This window comes from Sinobaca sp. TMA16-18, assembly GCF_059510535.1.
Map to the genome: position 1 here is coordinate 31002 of NZ_JCAKFM010000004.1, position 22146 is coordinate 53147.

26 protein-coding genes are annotated in these 22146 nt (G+C 43.6%); 3 read left to right on the plus strand and 23 right to left on the minus strand.

Annotated elements, in window-relative coordinates; translation table 11 throughout:
• Window positions 1–139: 139 nt before the first annotated feature.
• Complete coding sequence (locus AC5W14_RS08540) at window positions 140–940, minus strand: VLRF1 family aeRF1-type release factor (protein ID WP_496060450.1); 801 nt, start codon at window positions 938–940, stop codon at window positions 140–142.
• An 83-nt stretch (window positions 941–1023) separates the two neighbouring features.
• Entirely contained in the window at window positions 1024–1494 is a 471-nt protein-coding gene (locus AC5W14_RS08545) for a hypothetical protein (protein WP_496060449.1), read from the minus strand.
• 512 nt (window positions 1495–2006) lie between these two features.
• Between AC5W14_RS08545 and AC5W14_RS08550 the strand changes: the two genes are divergently transcribed.
• Window positions 2007–2156: an FbpB family small basic protein gene (locus tag AC5W14_RS08550; RefSeq protein WP_496060448.1), complete on the plus strand. Its 150-nt coding sequence runs from the start codon at window positions 2007–2009 to the stop codon at window positions 2154–2156.
• A gap of 41 nt (window positions 2157–2197) precedes the next feature.
• Here AC5W14_RS08550 and AC5W14_RS08555 read toward each other — a convergent pair whose 3' ends face one another.
• The 21 genes from AC5W14_RS08555 to AC5W14_RS08655 form a co-directional block, all read right to left on the minus strand.
• On the minus strand, window positions 2198–2632 hold the full coding sequence (locus tag AC5W14_RS08555; protein WP_496060447.1) for a ferritin-like domain-containing protein: 435 nt from the start codon (window positions 2630–2632) through the stop codon (window positions 2198–2200).
• A gap of 123 nt (window positions 2633–2755) precedes the next feature.
• On the minus strand, window positions 2756–3184 hold the full coding sequence (gene msrB, locus AC5W14_RS08560) for a peptide-methionine (R)-S-oxide reductase MsrB (RefSeq protein ID WP_496060446.1): 429 nt from the start codon (window positions 3182–3184) through the stop codon (window positions 2756–2758).
• Window positions 3184–3717 (minus strand): peptide-methionine (S)-S-oxide reductase MsrA, encoded by a 534-nt coding sequence (msrA, locus tag AC5W14_RS08565; RefSeq protein WP_496060445.1) that lies wholly within the window; start codon window positions 3715–3717, stop codon window positions 3184–3186. Before msrA ends, msrB begins: the two co-directional genes overlap by 1 nt.
• 100 nt (window positions 3718–3817) lie before the next feature.
• Window positions 3818–4330, minus strand: coding sequence for a type 1 glutamine amidotransferase domain-containing protein (locus tag AC5W14_RS08570; RefSeq protein WP_496060444.1), 513 nt, complete (start codon window positions 4328–4330; stop codon window positions 3818–3820).
• Between the two features lie 84 nt (window positions 4331–4414).
• Window positions 4415–5413 (minus strand): LLM class flavin-dependent oxidoreductase, encoded by a 999-nt coding sequence (locus tag AC5W14_RS08575; RefSeq protein WP_496060443.1) that lies wholly within the window; start codon window positions 5411–5413, stop codon window positions 4415–4417.
• 25 nt (window positions 5414–5438) lie between these two features.
• Window positions 5439–6032: a ribonuclease H gene (gene rnhA / locus AC5W14_RS08580; RefSeq protein WP_496194131.1), complete on the minus strand. Its 594-nt coding sequence runs from the start codon at window positions 6030–6032 to the stop codon at window positions 5439–5441.
• A 15-nt stretch (window positions 6033–6047) separates the two neighbouring features.
• Window positions 6048–6431 carry a hypothetical protein gene (locus AC5W14_RS08585; RefSeq protein ID WP_496060441.1) on the minus strand — a complete coding sequence of 128 codons (384 nt, stop codon included), beginning with the start codon at window positions 6429–6431 and terminating at the stop codon, window positions 6048–6050.
• A 138-nt stretch (window positions 6432–6569) separates the two neighbouring features.
• Window positions 6570–6719, minus strand: a complete 150-nt coding sequence (locus AC5W14_RS08590; protein ID WP_496060440.1) for a hypothetical protein — start codon at window positions 6717–6719, stop codon at window positions 6570–6572.
• A gap of 93 nt (window positions 6720–6812) precedes the next feature.
• On the minus strand, window positions 6813–8117 hold the full coding sequence (locus AC5W14_RS08595; protein ID WP_496194132.1) for a lysine N(6)-hydroxylase/L-ornithine N(5)-oxygenase family protein: 1305 nt from the start codon (window positions 8115–8117) through the stop codon (window positions 6813–6815).
• Between the two features lie 34 nt (window positions 8118–8151).
• Window positions 8152–9447, minus strand: coding sequence for a Na+/H+ antiporter family protein (locus tag AC5W14_RS08600; RefSeq protein WP_496194133.1), 1296 nt, complete (start codon window positions 9445–9447; stop codon window positions 8152–8154).
• A 76-nt stretch (window positions 9448–9523) separates the two neighbouring features.
• Window positions 9524–9754, minus strand: coding sequence for a hypothetical protein (locus AC5W14_RS08605; protein ID WP_496060437.1), 231 nt, complete (start codon window positions 9752–9754; stop codon window positions 9524–9526).
• Window position 9755: 1 nt separating this feature from the next.
• On the minus strand, window positions 9756–10511 hold the full coding sequence (locus AC5W14_RS08610; RefSeq protein WP_496194134.1) for a TspO/MBR family protein: 756 nt from the start codon (window positions 10509–10511) through the stop codon (window positions 9756–9758).
• A gap of 47 nt (window positions 10512–10558) precedes the next feature.
• Entirely contained in the window at window positions 10559–11923 is a 1365-nt protein-coding gene (locus AC5W14_RS08615; protein ID WP_496060435.1) for an MATE family efflux transporter, read from the minus strand.
• 38 nt (window positions 11924–11961) lie between these two features.
• Window positions 11962–13647: a M20/M25/M40 family metallo-hydrolase gene (locus AC5W14_RS08620; RefSeq protein WP_496194135.1), complete on the minus strand. Its 1686-nt coding sequence runs from the start codon at window positions 13645–13647 to the stop codon at window positions 11962–11964.
• 85 nt (window positions 13648–13732) lie between these two features.
• Window positions 13733–14191, minus strand: a complete 459-nt coding sequence (locus AC5W14_RS08625) for a precorrin-2 dehydrogenase/sirohydrochlorin ferrochelatase family protein (protein ID WP_496060433.1) — start codon at window positions 14189–14191, stop codon at window positions 13733–13735.
• Entirely contained in the window at window positions 14184–14954 is a 771-nt protein-coding gene (locus tag AC5W14_RS08630; protein WP_496194136.1) for a sirohydrochlorin chelatase, read from the minus strand. The genes AC5W14_RS08625 and AC5W14_RS08630 overlap by 8 nt, the downstream gene beginning before the upstream one ends.
• Before the next feature lie 24 nt (window positions 14955–14978).
• Entirely contained in the window at window positions 14979–16412 is a 1434-nt protein-coding gene (gene cobA, locus AC5W14_RS08635) for a uroporphyrinogen-III C-methyltransferase (RefSeq protein WP_496194137.1), read from the minus strand.
• A 130-nt stretch (window positions 16413–16542) separates the two neighbouring features.
• Entirely contained in the window at window positions 16543–17148 is a 606-nt protein-coding gene (cysC, locus tag AC5W14_RS08640; protein WP_496060430.1) for an adenylyl-sulfate kinase, read from the minus strand.
• A 30-nt stretch (window positions 17149–17178) separates the two neighbouring features.
• The gene (gene sat, locus AC5W14_RS08645; RefSeq protein ID WP_496060429.1) at window positions 17179–18324 is read right to left on the minus strand and encodes a sulfate adenylyltransferase; all 1146 of its coding nucleotides are present in this window, start codon (window positions 18322–18324) and stop codon (window positions 17179–17181) included.
• Between the two features lie 24 nt (window positions 18325–18348).
• Window positions 18349–19053 (minus strand): phosphoadenylyl-sulfate reductase, encoded by a 705-nt coding sequence (locus AC5W14_RS08650; RefSeq protein ID WP_496060428.1) that lies wholly within the window; start codon window positions 19051–19053, stop codon window positions 18349–18351.
• Window positions 19054–19295: 242 nt separating this feature from the next.
• Window positions 19296–19418, minus strand: coding sequence for a hypothetical protein (locus AC5W14_RS08655; protein ID WP_496060427.1), 123 nt, complete (start codon window positions 19416–19418; stop codon window positions 19296–19298).
• 248 nt (window positions 19419–19666) lie between these two features.
• Between AC5W14_RS08655 and lplA the strand changes: the two genes are divergently transcribed.
• Window positions 19667–20662, plus strand: a complete 996-nt coding sequence (gene lplA / locus AC5W14_RS08660) for a lipoate--protein ligase (RefSeq protein ID WP_496194138.1) — start codon at window positions 19667–19669, stop codon at window positions 20660–20662.
• Window positions 20663–20811: 149 nt separating this feature from the next.
• On the plus strand, window positions 20812–21819 hold the full coding sequence (gene mreBH, locus AC5W14_RS08665; protein WP_496060425.1) for a rod-share determining protein MreBH: 1008 nt from the start codon (window positions 20812–20814) through the stop codon (window positions 21817–21819).
• Window positions 21820–22146 lie beyond the last annotated feature (327 nt).

The following is a 22146-nucleotide window of genomic DNA, read 5'->3' on the forward strand; positions in this document are numbered from 1 at the left end:
CACCCTTTCTATCAATCGTCTCTTCTGCATTTTAATCTAGTGGCGCTGCTTCGTCCACTCTCCAAGCTTTTTTTATGCCCAGCGGCTGCCCGTTGACAGCACAAAAAACTCTGCTGATAAGAGTATCAGCAGAGTTTTTTTAACGGACGATTTCCCCGTATACTTCGTTTACAATTTCATGAGCAGGCTTGGATATTAAGTTTTTAGGAATCGTATCCAGGATCTTTGCTCCTAAATGCTGTTCCAGGTCTTTGACGTACTCTTTGCTTCCGACAAGGTATACACCTTCCAGGCCGCGCTTTTTCACTTCTTTATCCAGAGTAGGCGCCAGCTTCTTGTACCATCTTTGCTGGTTTTCCTCAAACCGCTGCTGCAGTTCATCAATGTGCGTTGAACCTGAAGCAGTTTTAGCTCGTGCGGCCGTTCCCTGGTACTGCTTCCAGTCTTCGGATTCAAGTTCCCAGCTGAATTTACGCTGATCGCGTATTTCTCCTAAAGCGGTATCGAGCAGAATAACATCTCTTTGCTGCACGAGCATAATGGCCGCAGCAGGATAGTCTTTCTGCAGAAAGTCCAATTGGTCTACAACAGGCTGCTTTTCCCATTGGAAATCCGTTTCAATCGGCACCTGCAGTATTTTCTCGAGCAGCACGCTGCCTTCCGAGTTAATAATGAGGATGAGTCCTTTCTGCATGTCTGCCTGAAGATCATGTATATGTCGATCTGCTTGATCGGCTATACTTTTGTATGTTTTCAGCTCATCTTTTGATCCGCCCGCTTCAGCATATTCTTTTAATTTTTTTAAGCCGTTCTTTAAGCGGATTTTCCATTCGCCGCCCTGCTGATTTCCTTCTGTAAAATCAGTGTTAAGGTAAATAGAGAGTATGCCGTTATCATCTTTCATATTGGATAATTTTTTTATATTTTCTACTTCACTCACGTTGAATCCCCCTTGGAAAAGTCTCTTAGAACCTGTTTTTCCTAAATTGGGTAGTAGTAAACATAAAATTTATCATTTTTATTTTAGATGGACTCTTTTCCTCTTGGAAGTGGGTGTACATTGCTTTCATCAGCTGAAGCTTCTTCGTTTGAATCAGAGGCAGCTGGTGCAGATGGTACTTCTTCAGACAGTTTGGAAACCGTTTCTTCTTTAATTTCTTTCATTTCCTGTGCTGTTTTCTTCGTTGTATCTTTAATATTCATTGTCGTTTCTTTCAGGTTGCCGGCTGTTTCGGAAATCTTTTGTACGTCTTCATTCGCTGCCTGCAGGAGCTCTGAAATTTGATTGGAGGCTTTCTTTAATGTATCGATAATTTCTTCTCTGTTCTGTGAAATATATTGAGTAGCCCCATTAACTTTAGAAGCGGTCGTTTTTGTGCCGCTCGTTACTTTCTCTCTGGACGTCTTATTGCCAAGCACTACTGCTAAGAGTGCTGCAATTCCAATCCCAATCCCTATTCCCAGTCCTTTTTTGCTTTTATTCTGTTGTGTCATTGATACATCCACCTTTCAGGCAATTTTATTTGATATAACATTAACATACCACTTTTCCCTGTTCTTTACTCCTCTTTGTAAAGAAAATTTGCTCCGTATCTGCTGATTCGGCTTTCCTATTGTTTTTCATTAAAATATAAAAAAAGAAGCTGAATGTATCAGCTTCCTGCTTATTTATCAGCCATTATATACTTCTGTCATAAAGAAATCCGTTTCGAGCATTTCAAATCCTTCTTCTTCTACTGAAAATTGGAATTCTGCTTCTTTTCTCTCTCCCGTCATCTCCCGCACTCCTTTAATATAATATTCTGAAAATACTTAGTGAGCGTTTGCTCACTTTCTCTATAAAATGAATTGATACACATCGTAACAGGAAAAAATCAGATTGTAAAGGAAATAAACTATATTTTTAGATAATACAAAGTTTTCAAAAAATAGTAACATTTAAGGCCGCTATTCTTAGTAAAACACTACTATACTGGAATTAGAGAATAGAAAAGGAGAGAGATAGTATGAGAAAACCAAACAGATTAACTTTAGAGGAACTGATAAATAAAAACCGCGAAGCCCTGTTGAATGACCCTGAAGCAATGAAGGCAATCGAAGACCGGATCGATGACAAAACATCCCAGAGCGCACAGCCCTCCACCTCTGCTATATAAAAGAAAAGACCAGAGCCTCCAGGGCTCTGGTCTTCTTTTCTTTAATGCATGCGTGGGTCTGTTAGTAATCTTTCGATTTCTTCCATATGGCCCGTTTCATCGGAAATTAAGTCTTCGAGTTTAAGCTGCAGTTCGATTAAACCAAGCTCTTCCGCCTGCTTTGCTCTTACTTTATAACGCTCGATGGTGTCTTTCTCAGACTGCTTTGCGTTCTCGAGCATCTGTTTTACATCGCTCGTCTGTTCTACTTTAGCAGGAACTGTGGTTGGAGTACCTCCAAGTATACTGATTTTTTCTGCCAGATAAATGGCGTGGGACTGCTCATCAGCTACTTCTCCTTCAAAAAACGGCTTCAGCACCTGACGGTATAGTCCGGATACAACAGCAGCGTTATTGCTGTACATAATCATCGCTGCATATTCATTAGCCAGGTCTGTGTTTAGTCCTTCTACTAGTTCTTGTGTTTTTTGGTCCATCGGTAATGTCCTCCTTGGATAGCATTTAATAGTATAATAGGTTCCCGCAGATCTTTTATCTGCTCTATAGGCACATAGTTAGTACACTACAAACTATTCCCTTTTCTTTTTTGCTTAAACCTTTTATTTGAACAACTCTGCGTATTCACTGTAGCCTTCTTCTTCGAGCTTGTCTTTCGGAATAAAGCGAAGAGAAGCAGAGTTAATGCAATAGCGAAGGCCGGTTGGCTTCGGACCGTCATTGAATACGTGGCCCAGATGGGAGTCGGAATTTTTGGCACGTACTTCTGTGCGGCGCATTCCAAATGTCGTATCAAAATGCTCTGCTACTTCCTTTTCTTCTAAAGGTGCTGTAAAACTCGGCCATCCACAGCTTGATTCAAATTTTTCCTTTGATGAAAACAAGGGTCTGCCTGAAATAACATCCACGTACAGTCCATCTTCCATTAGATTCCAATATTCATTTTCAAACGGGCGTTCTGTTCCGTTGTTTTGTGTTACTTCAAATTGAATAGGAGTCAGCTTCTTTTTTAGTTCTTCTTTATCTGCCATTAATTATTCCCCCAATGTGTTTCTATAAACCCGGCTCTTCCGGATCCGCGCTTGTACATATTATAGTGATAGCTGTTTTTTTTATGGTACTCCTGATGCCCTTCTTCTGCTCTGTAAAAAGTTTTTGCAGGACGTATAGGGGTAACTATTTTCCCTTGAAACGGTCCTTCTTTCTGCAGTTTTTCTTTAGATGCTTCTGCCTGATGCTTTTGGTTTTCGCCGTGATAAAAGATGGCTGTTCCATAGGATTCTCCGCGGTCATTAAACTGGCCGCCTGCATCCGTTGGGTCAATTTGGCGCCAGAAAATTTCAAGCAGTTTGTCATACGTTACTTTATTCGGGTCAAATTCTATCTGTACCGCTTCTACATGCCCGGTTGTATCGGTGCATACTTCCTGATAGGTAGGGTTTTCCGTATGTCCGCCGGTATAGCCGGAAACGATCGTATGAACCCCTTCTTCTTGTTCAAAAGGCCCTACCATACACCAAAAACAGCCTCCGGCAAACGTAGCCAGTTCTGTCTTTTCATTCATTCCAAATCAACTCCTCGTTTTCCATTATATCACTGCGGCATACTGCCTTCTTCTTATTTGCTCAAAAAAAGGCAGACCCGACTGGATCTGCCTTTACTGCTTATTTCAGCTGCTTTAGTGATTCTCTGTTAAATGCAGGCAGATCGTCCGGCGTTCTGCTTGTTACCAGGTTGCTGCAGACAACAACTTCTTCATCGTGTACTTTCGCTTTTGCATATTCCATATCCACATGAATGGAAGTAAAGCCGGTTACATCTCTTCCTTCCAGTGCTTTAGCGGTAATGAGAAGCTGTGGTCCGTGACAGATAGCAAATACGGGTTTGTTTTCATCCATAAAAGACTTTGCAAATGAAACAAATTTATCGTCTCCGCGAAGAAGGTCAGGAGAAAATCCGCCCGGTATAAACAATGCGTCAAAATCAGAAGGCTTCACATCATCGATAGATGCATCCACCTTTACTTTTGTTTCCCCCTGCTTGCCTTCAATCGTTTTACCTTTTTCTGATTCTATTACGGTTAGTTCGTGGCCCTCTTTTTCGAAAGCCTGCTTTGGATCTGTATATTCAACATCTTCAAACATGTCTGTCATTACTACGGCAATTTTTTTAGCCAATTCGATTCACTCCTTCAAACAGATTTCGTCTACATTGTTTGGTTTACCCTCTCATTGGATACATTTAAACATCCTATGAAAAATTTATGAAAAAGCATCAGCAATCAGCTGAAGGGAATGGATCTTCTGCGCAGAGGAAGGAGCGAGAGAAACGATCATAATTTCTTCTGCACAATACCTGTTTCCGATATCCTTCAGCGCAGCAGCTGCTTTTTCCGGCGTTCCCACTGCCATCCGCGCCCGGTTATAATCGATCCGTTTCTTTTCATATGATTCATATGTTACAGAGGCGATAGATTCTAAAGAAGGAATACCGTTCAATGGTTTCCCCTGTTCCCCGGATAAAAGCACATGATCCATCACACGGCCTATTTCTTCGGCTTCTCCGGCGGTGGAAGCAGCCGCTGCAAAAACAGCCGTAATCACTTTCGGCTTCTTTAAAATGACAGACGGCTGGAACTGTTCCCGATACAGCCTCGTCGCTTCTTCCCCATCTTCTGCATTGATAAAATGCGCATAGCAGTAAGGCAGGCCGTATTCTGCCGCAAGAGCTGCGCTGCCAGCGCTTGATCCGAGCATCCAGATCTCCGGAGGCGCCTCTATTCGGGGTGTTACGTGAAGATCCTTAAAAAAATGATCTTCGGGCAGCGAATCATGAAGGTAGCCTATTAAATCTTTTACCTGTTCCGGATAACGGTGGGTCTCCCGCTTTCTTCTGTCGTGCAGGGCCATCGTTGCGATCGGCATGCCGCCCGGAGCCCGACCGACGCCCAGATCGATCCGACCCGGATAAAGATTTTCCAGCACACTGAAATTTTCGGCTGTTTTGAACGCACTATAATGAGAAAGCATAATTCCGCCGGATCCTACTTTTATGTTTTTTGTCCGGCTTGCTATGTGTGGAATCAATACTTCCGGACTTGCCCCTGCTAGATTGGCTGCTGCATGGTGTTCTGACACCCAAAACCTGGAGAGACCCAGCCGATCGGCTTCCTCTGCCAGTTCTACCGTATCCTGCAGTGCTTCTGCATGGGTTTTCCCTTCTATTACCGGAGATTGATCAAGCACGCCTAGTTTCATCATTGTAAGACCGGCCTTTCCGCAGTGATTATTTTCTTCCGTAATCCGCTTTGATTTCGCCCCATTGTTTAGTTTCCCATTTGATTAAAGGGTTATTCCAGCTATTCTCTTTAAGCCATGTCTCTGCATGGTCGACAGCATTCCATATTGATTCTGACTCCCTGTCACGTCCGAGAGTGGACTTTATCTTTTTGTCTTTTACCCACTTTAAGGCAGTCATGGAATCAGAATAAACCGGAATCGAGCTGTTTTTTTCTTTTAAATACTGCAGGGCGTGGACAATCGCTAAAAACTCTCCCATATTATTGGTCCCTTTAGGAAAGCCGGGATGTTCAAACAGCACCCCTCCCGTTTTTGTATACACACCTTTATATTCAACCGGCCCCGGGTTTCCTCTGGAACCAACATCCACCGATACGCTTTCTTCAATGTAACTGCTGCTTCCCGGAGCTGGCGCTGCTTCAGATTCCCCGGCAAAAGCCTGTTCTGCTTCTGCCTTTCCAGGAAATGATTTAAAGCGGGCGCCGGGATAGCCCTTTACCTGCTTCTGGCATTCCGGCCAGGTGCTATAAATGCCCGGCTTTCTGCCTTTCCATACAACATAAAATTTTGTTTTTGCCATGCTGCTCCCACTTTCTTATCGAAACAAACCGCTTCTTCTTTTTAAATATACAATGTTGTCCGTCCGGCTGCTGACCGGGTAGATCCAGGAACGAAACAGCCTGGAAGCCGCTATATAAAGAAGCAGAATGACAGGAAGGGGATAAACATAAGCATACAGTGTCATTGTCAGCCAGCCTGTTTCCGTGATCTTTTCCAGCACAAGTCCATAAAAAACAATACTTGTTGTTCCCCACATCATTATCGTGAAGGCGATATTCACAAAATGAAAAACCGAATACGCCTGCCGATTATTAACCTCTTTTTCCAGCAGCCACTTCATGATTAAACTGACTACTATCGTGATAGATGCGATAACAACAGGCAGCAGGATTAAAAAAGCAAGAGTCAGCCAAAGCATAACCTCTCCTCTTTTCCTATAAGCTGGGCTTCCCGGACGGTTAGTATAGTAGCATCATTTTATCATGGCGGCTTCCTGCTTCAAAGATAACTGCATTACAAAATAAAAAAACTCTCCCGGAAAGGAGAGTTTTCTATATTACATCTCTTCATCTTCAGCTGGTTCTTCTTCCATTTCAGGTTCTTCGTCCATAGCGGGATCTTCTTCCGTGTCCGTTCCTCCACAGGCTGCCAGCATACTGACAGTCAGCGCGCCGGAAAGAGCTGCATAAAGCATTTTTCTGCTCATCGTCATACCCCCTTCAAAAATTGTCCTATTCGTCCATTTCCTGAAAGGGTTTACTTAAAACGACTTGTGTTTTTTTTACATATTTTCACATAATTACTCCGGAAAAAACTGTTGAAATACAGTATCTTTCTGAACTGGAAAACGATCATAGCCGCAGATGGCATTAATAATAGATTGATTTCGAAGAACGGATAACGTTAAGTTGGTCGCCGCCGTTCCGTGTGAATGGTCAATATTAACGAGTGTAAACAAAGAATGCTCTCTATTGTCTTTAAACTTAAGCCGGTAATGATCATCCACTTCGAAGTGGTTATCATCTTCCCAGGAGAGTTCCTCTCTCATTTTATCGAGCCATTCCGGAAGGCTCGGCTTGTATCCGGTGCCGAGTACCAGTTTATCAGTGGGATGGTAAAAGGTTTTTTCTTTTTGCCACTGGAAACATTCCACTACATATGAATACTCTTCGGCTTCGGTAATGCCTTTCATTTCCGTCATTGCCTGCAGCGTGACTTTTGGATCGTCACGCTCAATCGAACGATGGTAAAGCAGATCATAGATTTTATAAAGAATATCCTGCTCTATTCCTTTTCTCGCCTGATCGAGATTAGGAAGACCTTTCATTCTTGTGTCAAAATCAAGCGAGCGGAAATAGTTCACATAATCCGGAGAGAAAATTTCGCGTGCTACTTTAGCATTCTCGGCCTGAAAAAACTGCGGTGACCTCGTAAACCAGGACAACCGGTAGTCGAAGTATTTCTGATCCTGAAGCAGATCATAAAATACTTCTGCCGCGCTCTGGCCGGAGCCGATAATTGTTACAGCTTTGGCATCACGCAGTGTTTCTTTATTGAAGCTGTAATTTTCCGTGTGATAAATATCTTCCTGATTGGTGCCTTCCAACCCCGGTGGAACGATCGGGGTGTTTCCGACTCCCAGTACTACATGCTTTGCATAGTAAATATCTGTTTTCTGCGTTCCTGCCTGCTTTACCTTTATTTCATAACAGCCTTTTTCTTTTACTTCTTCTACGTTGCTTACTTCGTATCCAAACCGGCAGGAAGAAAGCTGTTCAGATACCCACTTTCCATAAGCATCGTACTCGCGGCGGGGCACCTGCATTTTTTCATTAAAATAAAATTGAAACAGCCGGTTGTGCTTATGAAAATAATTAAGCATGCTGTACGGGCTTGTAGGATCAGCAAATGTTACCAGATCAGCCAGAAAAGAGGAATTAAGCACGGTCCCTTCAAGCAGCATCCCCGGATGCCACTCAAACTGACTCTTCTGCTCAAAAAACAATTCATCCACTTCTTCTACCTGATCCAGCAATGCGGCCAGTCCCAGATTAAAAGGACCAATGCCAATGCCGATAACATCATAAATTTTCTCTGTATTCATCTGCACACTCTTTTCTTTCTAAAAGTTGCCTTATTTAAAGAACCATGGCTGCGATCAGTCCAAATATAAACAATGGAATATTGTAATGAAGAAACGTCGGTACACATGTATCCCAAATATGATTATGACGGCCGTCCGCATTCAAACCGGAAGTTGGACCGAGCGTCGAATCAGAAGCAGGTGAACCGGCATCTCCCATTGCACCTGCTGTGCCGACGATGGCAGCTGTTGCGAGAGGAGAAAATCCGACACTCAAGCAAAAAGGTACAAACAGCGCAGCTAAAATAGGTATCGTTCCAAAAGAAGTACCAATACCCATGGTAATAATAAGCCCTGTAAGCAGCATAATCGCTGCTGTCAGTACCGTTGCACCGGTAGAATATTGAATAGTCTGATCGACCATCTGCTCCACGGCTCCTGTTTCCTGAAGAACGTTTGCAAAACCGGAAGCAATCAGCATAACAAACGCAATCATGCCCATTAATTTAATTCCTTCATTTACAACACTGTCACCATTCTTGAAAGGCACTACAACGAATAAAAACATTAATACAATTCCTGTCAGTGCACCAAGAATTAATGAATCAAAATATATCTGTGAACCAAGAGCTGCCACGATCGCAATAATCGTCAGCAGATGCTGCTTCGTAAACGTAACTTTTTCCATTACAGGTGCATCAACCGATTCATTTTCAGGTACAGTATCCCTCGGTTTTCTGTAAGTAATGAACAGCGCAATCAATAAACCGATAATCATGCCGATGCCCGGGAGCAGCATCGCTTTCCATATTTCAGTATTGGCAATATCCATACCGCCTGCCGTCATTTCAACCGCTATCGTATTATGAAAAATATATCCATAACCAAGCGGAAGCATCACGTAGGGTGCTTTCAGACCAAAAGTCAACGCTGCAGCTACAGCACGCCGGTCTACTCTCATCCGGTCAAACAAAGATAAAAGCGGCGGAATCAAAATAGGTATAAACGCAATATGCACCGGCACCACATTCTGGGAAAGACAGGCAACCCCTGCAATTGTAAGCAGAAGCACTCCCCGTTTTCCTTTGAGGGTTTTAATTAAATACTGCACGAGCACATTGGTGATACCGGAGTAGCCGATCATAATTGCAAATACGCCGAGCATAATATAGCTGAGAGCCGTATTTGCCTGGCCGCCCATTCCTGCCACCAGCAGTTCAAGGGAAGATGTAATATCCATCCCTGCAAGCATGCCTCCTGCAATGCCCGCAATAAGTATAGCCAGCACCACATTTACACGGAGCAGGCTTAGAATAATCATAATGAGTACAGACGAAATAACAATTAACATATAGAATCCCCTTTATTATATTAGCACTCTGCCAAAGTAAAGTATAAAGGGGATCTACCGTTTATTCAACGTTGATTTAGAGGTTTCTTCCTTTCGGCGGTTTTTCCAGCCCTGCCGGATCATCTGTTGGGTTTATTTCTCCTTCTTCCAAATACGCCTCCTGGTCATAAAGACCGTTTACCTGGCCTTCTGAGAGTTCCTCTTCTTCAAGTTCCTTTAATTCTTTAATATACGTGTATACTGCTTCTGCTTCTTCATCTGTTAAGTGATCCACCATTTGATGAAGTTCTTCTCTTGTTACGGCCACACTATCTCACTGCCTTTCTTTTACTTTTCCAAAGTTCCCACACACCAAATGCCAGAATACCAAGTGCGGCAATAAACGCCACTGCGGCCAAAAATGGATGTGCTTCGTTTCTCTCTGCGAAAATCCCAAAATATGCCCATACAAAAACAAGAAGGTAAATAATATCCTTTTGTCTTTTCATGACATAGATAGGTACCGCTGCACCAAGGATAACGACCAGTCCTGTCCAGAAAGAGCCGGGAAAGATAAATCCATCAATTCCCAACGTCACAAAGACAATCCCGACATTTACGATGAAAGCAACCGTCACCCAGCCCGTATAAAGGGAAAAAGGCAGTTTCTCCAGAAAAGATGCCTTTTGGGCGCTGAGACGCCGGTAAATGACTAAAAGACTTACCAACAGTCCTGTCATTGCAACAAATGTAAGCAGGAATTGTTCGTAATGAAACATAAACAGCCAGAATATATTAAAAAAACTGCTGATTAAAAACCATGGGCCAATGCCCGTAAAAATATACTGCTGTTTTCTTTTTACGAGAAAGGATGCAATAATCCATCCCAAAAGCGCTAGATAAATGACTCCCCAAATCGAAAACACATACCCGGCCGGTGTAAATAATACATTCAGCCTGTCGGAGATGTCGCCTGTGCTGTTATTGTTCAAAGGAAGCGCATTAGCAAGTCCGTTCATAATAATAACGACCACAAAAGCTACAGCGTTTGCTATTCTAAGCGTGTTTGGTTCTAATTTATTCAAATAAACTCCCCCATTTCTATATGGATGTAATACCCGTTATACGAACGTTATACACGTTCCGGATGGAGTTTTTCTTTTTTGTTCTGGATGTTTCTTAACCGCACAGCAAGCGTGGAGGCAATTACAGCAAGAGCCGCTATCAGTCCCACCCAATAGCCGAATGGGCCAAGTGCAGTGAATCTGGCCAATACAATTCCTAAAGGCAGGCCGATGATCCAAAAAGCGATAAAAGCGTACAAAAACGGAATATTAACGTCTTTATGCCCGCGGAGGATACCTTGAATTGGAGTAGCAATAGCATCAGAAAGCTGGAAGAAAATAGCATAAATCAAAAACACGTTCATCCATTCCGCTACTGTACTGTCCGTCGTATACAAAAAGATAACGGGACCTCTTGTTGCATAAATAATGATGGAAGCCGCTACTCCCATGGCGAGTGCTGTAAGCATGCCCAATCTCGCATACGTTCGGGCATGGCTGTAGCGCCCGGCCCCCACTTCATGTCCTACTACGATTGTTAAAGCAAACGCAATACTAAGCGGCAGCATATAAAGAAGAGAGGCAAAATTCAATGCAGCCTGATGGGCGGCAATAACGGCGGTACTGAACTCACTCATTAAAAGCGTCACGGCTGCAAAAATACTTGTTTCAAAGAAAATAGTACAGCCGATAGGCAGGCCAATAAATAAAATTTCTTTCCAAATGGCGGGAAGCACACGGTAACTCGTGCGGAAAATCCGATATTCGCGGAAAGGCGTCACTTTTGCAACAAAATAAATAGTAACAAACAAAATGAACCAGTAGGTAACAGCCGACGCATAGCCGGCTCCAATTCCGCCAAGCTCCGGAAAGCCGAAATGACCGAATATCAATACATAGTTCAATACCACATTCACCGGCAGGGCAAGCAGCGTAATTACCATCGTAACTCTTGTATGGCCCAGTGAGTCAATAAAGCCCCTTAATGCCTGTTGGATGAATAAAGGCAGAATACCAAATGAAAGGCCGATTAAATAATGTTTGGCAACGTGGGCCACCTGTGGCTCCAATTCCATTAATCCGATAATAGGATTGAGCGTAAAGGCTCCCACCGCAAGAATGAGAAGAGATAAAGCAACAGCCAGGTATGCTCCCTGTATTACCTTCATGGAAACGACGCTTTCTTCTTTTGCGCCGATATGCTGCGATAAGATAGGCGGCAGCGCCATCATGATGCCCATGATACCTGTCGAAACAGGCAGCCAAATGCTCGATCCTATTGCCACGCCGGCCAGTTCCGAAGCCCCGGCACGCCCTGACATCATCGTATCAACTAAGTTCATGCCGAATAAACCGAACTGTGTGATCAGAATCGGCATCATAATAAAAATAAATAAACGAAATTTTTCCCTGGTTGTCTTTGTTTCATACATAACTTTCCCTCTGTTTCATGCACACACTCTCTGTGCTCTTATAAAAATTCCTGTACAACCCTTCTGATAAAATAAGGAAGGATCTCAAAGCTGTAGGGCTTATAAAGCCTCTCTGTATACTGATGAGCGTCCCGTCCATAAACACCAAGGTTAATCCCTGGAATTCCAAGCGTTTTCATAGCCTGCAGTGGCAGCTGGTGTGTTTTAAATCCCCCCGGCATATGAGGAACAGAAGCCTCTTCACTGGAGGAAAGAAACCGGCTCTCCAACGATAAAAAACTGCTGTCTGATAAAAAAGGAAAGTACTGTTTGGAAGCAATCGGAACATGATATGTTTTCTCTGTATCTTCCAGCGCTCTTTGAATTTTTTCCTGAACATCCGGGTTTCTGATCGTCACGGGAGGAATAAGGGGTGCGGTCAGAAATAAAAGAATCAGAGGAGATTTATCCAAATCTTCCTTTCTCAGCGCTTCTGCTATGTAAAAGCTTTTTTCTCTTTTATCCAGCAGTCTGGACTCCTTTTCCGCTTTTTCCACAAGAGCTTTCACCTGCACTCCGTCATTTTCCAGCTTTTCACAATATCCGTCCCATGTTTCGACCCGTATTTCCCATGAAGGAACAGTATCAGGACGTGCCCCCGTTTTCTGCAGAAACGAATCATATCTTTTTTTCATATCCAAAGCAATATCTCTGCTTACTTTCTGTGCTTCTTTAGAAAGCTTCTGTACAGCTTCTTCAATAGTTTCTTCGTACAAAAAATAATTAAAATACAGACGGGCGCTTTCAGGCGTCTGCACGTTATAGCCCTGCTTGGTATCTTTTTGCTGAAGACAGACTGGCGGAAGAGTAAATTCCCCGGGAAGCACTTCCATAAATTCTGCATTGTAGCTGACTGCCTGATTGAGTGCAGAAGAGATAAACGTAGGATCGAGCCCTGCCATTACTTCCCCGGCATGCACCGGCCGGCCGAAAATAGAAAAACAGGCAAGCATTTTCCCGGCGGAGCCTGTATATGCGTAATGATTCAAATCTCCCTCCTGCAGAGACGTCGTATAATCATTGTTTACAGCCAGTCTGTAGCGCAGACCTCTTTCCTCCTGCAGCCGCAGCCACTCTTCTGCTGCCGCTTTCATACCGATATGATCGTTCTCTTCCCCCGCATTGAGCAATAGCACTATGTTCCCCGTCCACTCGTTTTCATGCGTACTGTAGTAAAGAACATTCAGAAGGTGGACCGCCATACCGCTTTTCATATCTACCGAGCCTCGTCCGAAAAGCCAGTCCTCTCCTTTGGCGTCAGCCGCAGCCTTTGTACGGGGCTGCTGTTCGGAAAAATATTCTTTCAGTTTGTCCGGTTCCCCGGCAATATGCTGCACGTTGCCATAATCCGTTATTCCCACCGTGTCATAATGCGCATGAAAAATAACCGTATCCGACGACGGTTCTGCACTGGAAATAAGCGCGAAAATATTTTTCCGGTGCAGATCATCTCCCGGGATCGCCTGTTTCCATAAATTCTCCGGATTTCCTTTAAAGCAGGGAAACTGTAGGAGAAATCGATATAAATAAGAAGAAATTTCGTTTTCTCCTTCTGTATCCGTCACGCTTGTAATACCCATTAACCTTTTCGTGACCAGCTCCAACTGCTCTGCAAGTGATTTTCCATTGAGCTGGTTGTACAGCTCTTCCGGAGAAAGGCCTGTTTCATAGTCCGACTGCAGCATTTAATCCTTCCCCCATTCATTTTCTTTATTGTATCGCATGATCTCGTTTTTACAAAAACAGAAAAGCATCCTTAAGCTTGAATGCTCAAAGATGCCGAAGCTGGTTTTTTATAGAAATAAGGTGGTTTTTTATCGCTTTTGCCAGGCGGGGAGACCGGCCGCCGGTGGAAACTGCTATATGAAATTCCTTTTCTTTAATCGCAGCCGGAAAAGCCGTGTTTCCGAATGTTTTATCATCTGCCCCATTAATGAGCTGATTGGAACTGTGATGGGCCTTTATCATTTCTTTTGCCTCAAGGCTTCCAGAAGCAGAAATAATGAGAAAAGCACCTTTTATATGTTCCGGCCGGGCTTTATCTTTTATCTTTTTAATATTTTTTTCCTGCATCCACTGTTCAAAACCGGCATGGAATTCCGGTGCCACTACCGTCATGTCCGCACCGGATTCTTCTATTTTCACCGCCTTACGAAAGGCAATCTTTCCTCCGCCTATGACGACCACAGGCATCCCTGTAAGAGAGAGAAAGACCGGGAAATCATACATATGGAATAACGTCTCCTGTAAAAACCGGCCGGGCCTTTGTATCTTCGACTCTTTCGCAGAGTATTTTTACTAAGTCTTTATCAAATCCCAGCGGGTCGCATAAAATAATGGGAATATTCATTTCACGGGACTTTGCAGCAATTTTTTCGTTTAGCTCTTTCATAAGCATGCCTGTAAATAACAGATAAGGCAGAACATAAACAGCCTGCGCTTCTGAAGAAGAAATAGACTCCAGTCCTTCATCAAATGTAGGCAGTGCGGCCGCCAGGTAGGCTTTTTCCACCCGCTTCGCTTTGGTTCTATTCTGCAGGTGCGTACACATTGCGCTGAAATCACGAAGGGCGCCGATATCACTGCTGCCTCTTCCAACCATCAAAAAGTCTGCATCGTCTCCCTGTTTCCACCCGGCTTCGGTCAGCCTTTTTTCAAGTACATGCAGTATTTCTTCATGTACACCAAACGGCTTTCCAAATTTAACAGGAACATCCGGAAAATGTTCCATTGCTTTAACCAGTTCTTCGGGAATGTCCACTTTCATATGGCCTGCTGAAAATAACAGCACGGGTACAGCGAGAATAGAGGCAGCACCTCTTTCCACACAGCGCTTCATTCCTTCTGTGATATCAGGCGCCGCTAATTCTAAAAAGCAGATTTCCTGAATATCACAGTCTACAGCCAGCTTGGCTTTTTCCACAAAATCCTTCATTTGTTCATTTCCGGCTTTAACACGGCTGCCGTGGCCTACATATAGTATGGCTTCCATAAAAAACGACCTCCTTTTAAGCTGTTAAACGTAATGCAGTGCCTGCACCAGGTGGGCAAGTCCGGGTTGATCCAGTGTTTTGTCACTATGCCAGCCTTTTTCTTTAAGAGCTTTTTCTGTGGCAGGCCCAAAGCAGATAACGTCTCTTTTTTTCAGCCATGCTTCCATTTTCACTCCAGTCCGCTCCAATTCTTCGCCCAGCACGGAAACCGATTGGGCAGAAGGTAAAATGACCGTATTAATGTAGTCTTCGTCAAAGATGTGACCTGCGACCTCTTCTGCCGAAGCGGCTCGTTTGATCGAATGCGAGATCCACGTTCCCGCTGCTTCATCCGGGATCTTTTCTGTTTTTTTATCAGGACCGGCATGAAGAATATAACGATCTTCCAGTCCAGTAAGTCGTTTTGGGATAATTCCATAGTTTTTAAGTTGCTCGTTTGTTCGTTCGCTTTCGCTTCCGAGAGAACATTTTATCGAGCGGATATCTTTTCCTGCCTGTTTAAGCGCCTGAAAAAATATCCGCACACTGTCCGGGGAGTGGAAAAGAATCTGCTCTACTGTCTCCGGGATTGCCGGGAAGTCTTTATTTTCCCATTCTATCGTATATCTGGGATATTCCAATACTTCTGCTCCGTTTTCCCTTAATTCCGTTGTAAATCTGCCGGCCCCCGGTGCTGTTTTCACAATCCAGGCATACCTTCCTTGCAGGGGCTTCTTTTCAAACCAGTTCAGCTTTTCGTACAAAGAAGAAACATTACCGATCAGGGTAATGGCCGGATTATGCACCTCATATTTTTCAGCCTGTTCTACAATGTCAGCAAGCGTTCCGGACACTGTTTTCTGTCTTGCTGTCGTTCCCCATTCTACAATCAGCACTGATGTTGTTTCCGGCTTTCCGTGCTCGATAAGTTTTTTTACGATGTGAGGCAGATTTTTCACCCCCATATAAAACGAAATCGTATCGATTTTAGCAAAGGCAGCCCAGTCCACTTCCGGCTCTCCGGTCGTTGATTTAGAATGCGCCGTGACCGCAGCAAAACTGCCGGAAAAATCACGGTGGGTAACCGGTACACCGGCATAGAGAGGCGCCGCAATACCGGAGGTAATTCCAGGAATCACTTCATACGTAACGCCGTTTTCTACGAGAGCGGCGGCTTCCTCACCCGAACGGCCAAACATGCCGGGGTCGCCCCCTTTCAATCGAACAACAGTCTTATTCTCTTTTGCTTTCTGCACCATTAACTCCTGAATAGCTTCCTGCCGCAGATGATGCCGGTCCGGTAGTTTACCGCAGTAAATCGTTTCAGCGCCTGCTTTTGCATATGATAGTACAAGCGGGTTAACGAGCCGGTCATATAAAATGACATCTGCTTTTTCCAGGCATTCCCTTCCCCTGATAGTCATAAGGCCGACATCTCCGGGACCTGCCCCTACTAAATATACAGTACCTGATTCCATGGTTTTCCTCCATTTACGCTTTCCTGCTTTTTTTACGTTAGTGTTCATTGTATAGAAAAAAGCCTATATATGCAGGGAAGGTGCTCCTGCAAGAGGAGCACCTTTCCATGTCGTGTATTGGTGTATCTTTTTAAGAGCGGATGAGGTTTCTTTTCTCAAGCTCTGCAATCACAAGATCAGCAGCTTCCTCAATGCTGTTATTCTCCGTATCTACTACAAGTTCCGGATCAGCTGGTTCTTCGTAAGGAGAAGTGATGCCGGTAAATTCCGGAATTTCTCCGCTTCTTGCTTTTTTATACAATCCTTTTGGATCTCTTTCTTCACAAACTGCAAGACTTGCCTTTACAAAGACTTCCATAAACTCGCCGTCTTCAAGCAATCCCCGGACCTGGTCCCTGTCTGCCTGAAAAGGAGAAATAAAAGCAGTGCTTACGATATGGCCGGCGTCTACAAACAGCTTTGCTACTTCGCCGATTCGTCTTATATTTTCTGTTCTGTCTTCATCCGAAAACCCGAGGTCTTTATTCAGGCCGTGACGGACGTTATCTCCATCCAGAACATACGTATTTTTCCCTGCTTCAAACAATTTACGGGACACAACGTTTGCCACCGTGGACTTGCCGGAACCGGATAAGCCGGTAAACCAGAGAACCAGGCTTTTATTTCCTGTTGCTTTTTCCCGCTCCTGTTTGGAAACAGATGCCTGATGCCATACGATATTTTGATTTTCACTCATTTTCCATCATTCTCCTTCCGCGCTTTTTGTTTATTTAGATGCCGGTTCCTGCATGCCTTCGATCAGAACCGCTACTACTTCCGGACGGCTGAACTCTGCTGGAGGCATGTCTCCATTTTTAAGCATCGCGCGTACTTTTGTGCCGGATAAAATGACGTGATCTTCTTTATCATGTGGACATGTTTTTGCTGAAGCCATGTTTTCACATTTCTTGCAATAGAAGCTGTGTTCAAAAAACAGCGGTTTAATGCCAAGTTCTTCCTCTGTAAAGTGCTTAAAGATATGCTGGGCATCATACGTACCGTAATAATCGCCGACACCTGCGTGGTCACGTCCGACAATGAAGTGGGTACAGCCATAATTTTTGCGAACCATCGCATGGAAAATAGCTTCTCTTGGTCCTGCGTATCTCATCGCTGCCGGAAATACGGCAAGATATGTACGGTCTTCCGGATAATAATCTTTTAACAGAACTTCATAGCTTTTCATCCGGACGTCTGCAGGGATATCATCAGATTTCGTTGCGCCGACAAGCGGATTCAGGAAAAGGCCGTCCACTGTTTCAAGGGCTGTTTTTTGAATGTACTCATGTGCACGGTGAACCGGATTTCTCGTCTGAAATCCAACGACCGTTTCCCATTGCCTTTCATCGAATTCCGCTCTTGTTTCAGCTGGATCCAGATAATACGTATCGAACTGGGGATGAACAATTTCTTCCACTTGAATGATTTCACCGGCTACATAAACTGCCGGGCGGTCGTATACTTTTTTGACACCGGGATGTTCGCTGTCCGTCGTTCTGTATACATGCTCTGCTTCTTTTTCTTTATCAGGCGAATACACTTCTTCTACATTAATAACGCCGTACGTTTTTCCATCAAAAGTAAGCAGCGCTTTTTCGCCGGGCTGCAGGCTTGCTGCAATCTCATTTTCCACTGGAAGTGTGATAGGAATACTCCACACTGTACCATCAGCAAGCCGCGTGTTTTCCACAACGGACTGATAGTCTGCTTCATTTAAAAATCCAGTTAACGGGCTGAACGCGCCGTTGGCAATAAGCTCCAGATCAGACAACGCTGTTTCGTCCAATGGAATGCTGTGGGTAATCGAGCTTGTATCCATTCCAAGTTCTTTTTTGTTAATTAATGTTCCGCCGTGCGGGATACTCTTTGACATGTTGTTAACTCCTTTGATTTTGCATTATTTGTGCAGGCCGCATTCTGTTTTTCCAGTCTGGGACCAGCGTCCGCTGCGAAGATCTTCTCCATCCTTTACTTTAGCTGTGCACTGCACACAGCCGATGCTTGGATATTCCTGGTCATGAAGCGGGTTGTACGGAAGGTTGAAACCTTTAATGTACATCCAGACGTCGTCCCACGACCAATGAATGAGCGGACAGATCTTTACAGAAGAAAAGCGTTTGTCTTTATTAACAAACTGCGTATCTTTTCTTGTTAAAGACTGGGAGCGCCTTAACCCGGATAACCATGCTGTATGCTGATTCAAAGCTCCTTCCAGCGGAACAAGCTTCCGGATCGAACAGCACTTGTCCGGATTGGTCTTCCACAGCTCCGGACCTTCCTGTTCCTCCTGCTCAGCCGGTGTCATCGGCTGCAGCATGTCCACTCTAAGCTTCGGGTAACGCTCTTTCACTTCTTCAATTAAATCATATGTTTCTTTGAAATGAAAATTAGTATCCAGGAAAATAATTTTCGCATCGGGTTTCACACGTGTAATTAAATCGATAAGCACCATACCCTCAGCCCCGAAGCTGCATGCGTAAACCAGCTCATCGCCGTACTCGGCATAGGCCCACTTGATAACGTCTAAAGCATCTTTTCCAGCCAGCGTTTCTTTATTCACCTGATCAAGCTGATCCTGATCGAGCGTAGGGAATGTTATCATGCTCCACCGTCTCCTTTTTTAATGATATCTATTAAAACACGTTTAATCCTCAGTAAGTTTATCGATATTATATGTTTACTCGTTAACGTCATTTTAGTGAGTATTTGCAAAAATGTCAATCTTCCTGTTACTATTATTCTTTTTATATTCTCAGAATCATTTCCCAGACCTTCTGGAAATACCTATACGAAAGAAGCAGAACCCTCGTCCGGCTCTGCTTTCTACATATGTACACTATAGATTTACTGTGATTCTTCAACCGTGATTTCTTCCGATTCATTGGTGTTTGTCAAGCTCTGGTCATCCTGAAGCTGCATAATAAAACCTAAAAATATAGCGCAGGGAATAAGAAGCAGTCTTTTCATGGCCATCCCCTATTCTCGATTATTTATTTCTCTATTATATGATGTTATCTCCGGCAGACCAACACGCTGTGCCTGCATTGAGCATGGGTATGAAGCGGGAAATGACGATAAGCCCGCTTAATGCCTTTCTAATGTATATATACTCGCTATATAAGGTTAAGATTCATCCATGCATATTTTTTATCCGATATACGCAGGAGAATGTAGTAAAATAATAGAATATTTATTAATAAGGCAGGAGGCATACTATGAAATTTATTGATAATGAAGGAATCACCAATCCACGTATTAATCTGGCTATTGAAGAATATGCCTTAAAAACAATGAATCTGGATGAAGATAATATCTACCTGCTTTTTTACGTAAACGAACCTTCTATTATTATCGGTAAAAACCAGAATACAATAGAAGAAATTAATACAACGTATGTAGAAGAAAACAATATTCATGTTGTCCGCAGGCTTTCCGGCGGCGGAGCCGTTTATCATGATCAGGGCAATCTAAACTTCAGCTTTCTCACAAAAGATGATGGGGACAGCTTCCATAATTTCAAAAAATTTGCGCAGCCGGTTATTAATGCCCTTCATGAGCTTGGAGTACCAGCAGAAATGTCAGGCAGAAATGATATTCAAATAGATGGAAAGAAAATATCAGGAAATGCCCAATTTGCCACTAAAGGACGGATGTTCAGCCACGGCACGCTGATGCTAGATTCAGAAATAGAAAACGTCGTTTCCGCCTTAAAAGTAAGAGATGAAAAAATCAAATCCAAAGGGATCAAATCGATACGCAGCCGTGTCGGCAATATTAATGACTATCTTGATAAAAAGCTCACGGTAGAAGAATTTAAGGAGGTTATTCTGCAGCATATTTTTTCCGGCCTGGAAAACATTCCTTCCTATAAGCTGACAAGTGACGACTGGAAAAAAATCCATGCTATATCTGAAGAACGTTATGGAAACTGGGATTGGAATTACGGCAGATCCCCTTCCTTTGATGTAGAAAAATCATATAAATTTTCTTCCGGCCTTATTGATGTCCGCTTCAATGTAAAAAAAGGCGTGATTCAGGAATGCAGGATTTTCGGGGATTTTTTCGGAACCGAAGATATCCAGGAAGTAGAAAAAGTGCTTGCCGGGACAAAGTACACTAGAGAAGCATTGGAAGAAGCCTTATCCGGCTATGACTTAACAAAATATGTCGGGAAAGTGGACCATGGTGAATTTATTAAACTGCTGCTTTAAAATATGATCTCATCTAAAATCACCTGGAAGAGCCGGGCTCTGGTCCTTCTCTTTTAGGCTTTATTAGAAATTGTTCCTTCTGGGTGAACATGGTATTATAAATTGTAGCAATATTTACATAACGAAATAATAATAAGAAGGTGAAAAAAATGTTTACTTCAACTGAAATTGGTATAGATTTAGGAACAGCTAACATTTTAGTCTATACGAAAGAAAAAGGAATTGTCTTAAACGAGCCATCTGTCGTTGCGTTAAATACAGAAACCAATGAAGTGCTTGCAGTCGGCCAGGAAGCAAAGGATATGGTTGGAAAGACACCAGGAAAAATCATTGCTATCCGTCCATTAAAAGAAGGTGTTATTGCTGATTTTGATATTACGGCTACTATGCTTAAACACGTAATGAAAAAAATCAGCAGAACATCCGGCATCTCAATGAGAAAGCCTAAAGTAATCATCTGCACTCCGTGCGGATCCACTTCCGTTGAACGCCGCGCTATCCGCGATGCCGTGCTTGCATTCGGTGCAAAAACCGTTCATCTTATTGAAGAACCGGTCGCAGCTGCCATTGGAGCAAACCTGCCCGTCGAAGAACCAGTTGCTAATGTAATCGTTGATATCGGCGGCGGTACGACAGAAGTCGGTATTATATCCTATGGTGGCGTTGTGTCCTCCCAGTCTATCCGGCGCGGAGGCGATCATTTTGATGAAGATATTATCCAGCACGTCCGCAAAAAACATAACCTGCTTATTGGGGAACGCACAGCCGAGCAGATAAAAATAAACGTCGGCAGCGCCAAAGCAACTCTCCGCGAAGAAACCCTCGAAATTAGAGGACGTGACCTCGTTACGGGCCTGCCTAAACCTATTACGGTTACTACTGAGGAAATTCATCAGGCGATTAATGAAACACTTCAGCAGATTCTGGAAACGATCCGCAGTACCCTTGAAAACTGTCCGGCTGAATTAAGCGGAGACATCGTAGACCAAGGTATTGTCCTTACCGGAGGCGGCTCTCTGCTGCACGGGATGGAAGAATGGCTGAATGAAGAAATTATCGTTCCGGTCCACCTTGCAGATTCCCCGCTGGAAGCAGTGGTTATCGGCACCGGCAAATCACTTAAAATTATTGACCGCCTGCAAAAAGCAAGCATATAACAACAAAGGGGCTGTCTCAAAAGTACATTTGAAAAATGAACCCCCTTAGACTCTGAAAAAAATAGGCAGAGGTTTATCCAGGCGGAGGCTTTCGGCAGGCCGTGCTTCAGCTAGAACACTCTCTTTATCTTCAGCGATGGCCACCCTCCCTGAGCCACCGCCTGGTCCTTTTTTATGGTTTTGTTTTCAAAAAAGATAACCATCGCTGTATTTAAAAACCCTCGTATTCCTTTCAAAAGGAATACGAGGGTTTTCGTTTGTCTTCTCTTATCATTAGTAAAACGAAGACTAAAATCTACGGAGTACGTTTTGAGACAGCCTCTTGTT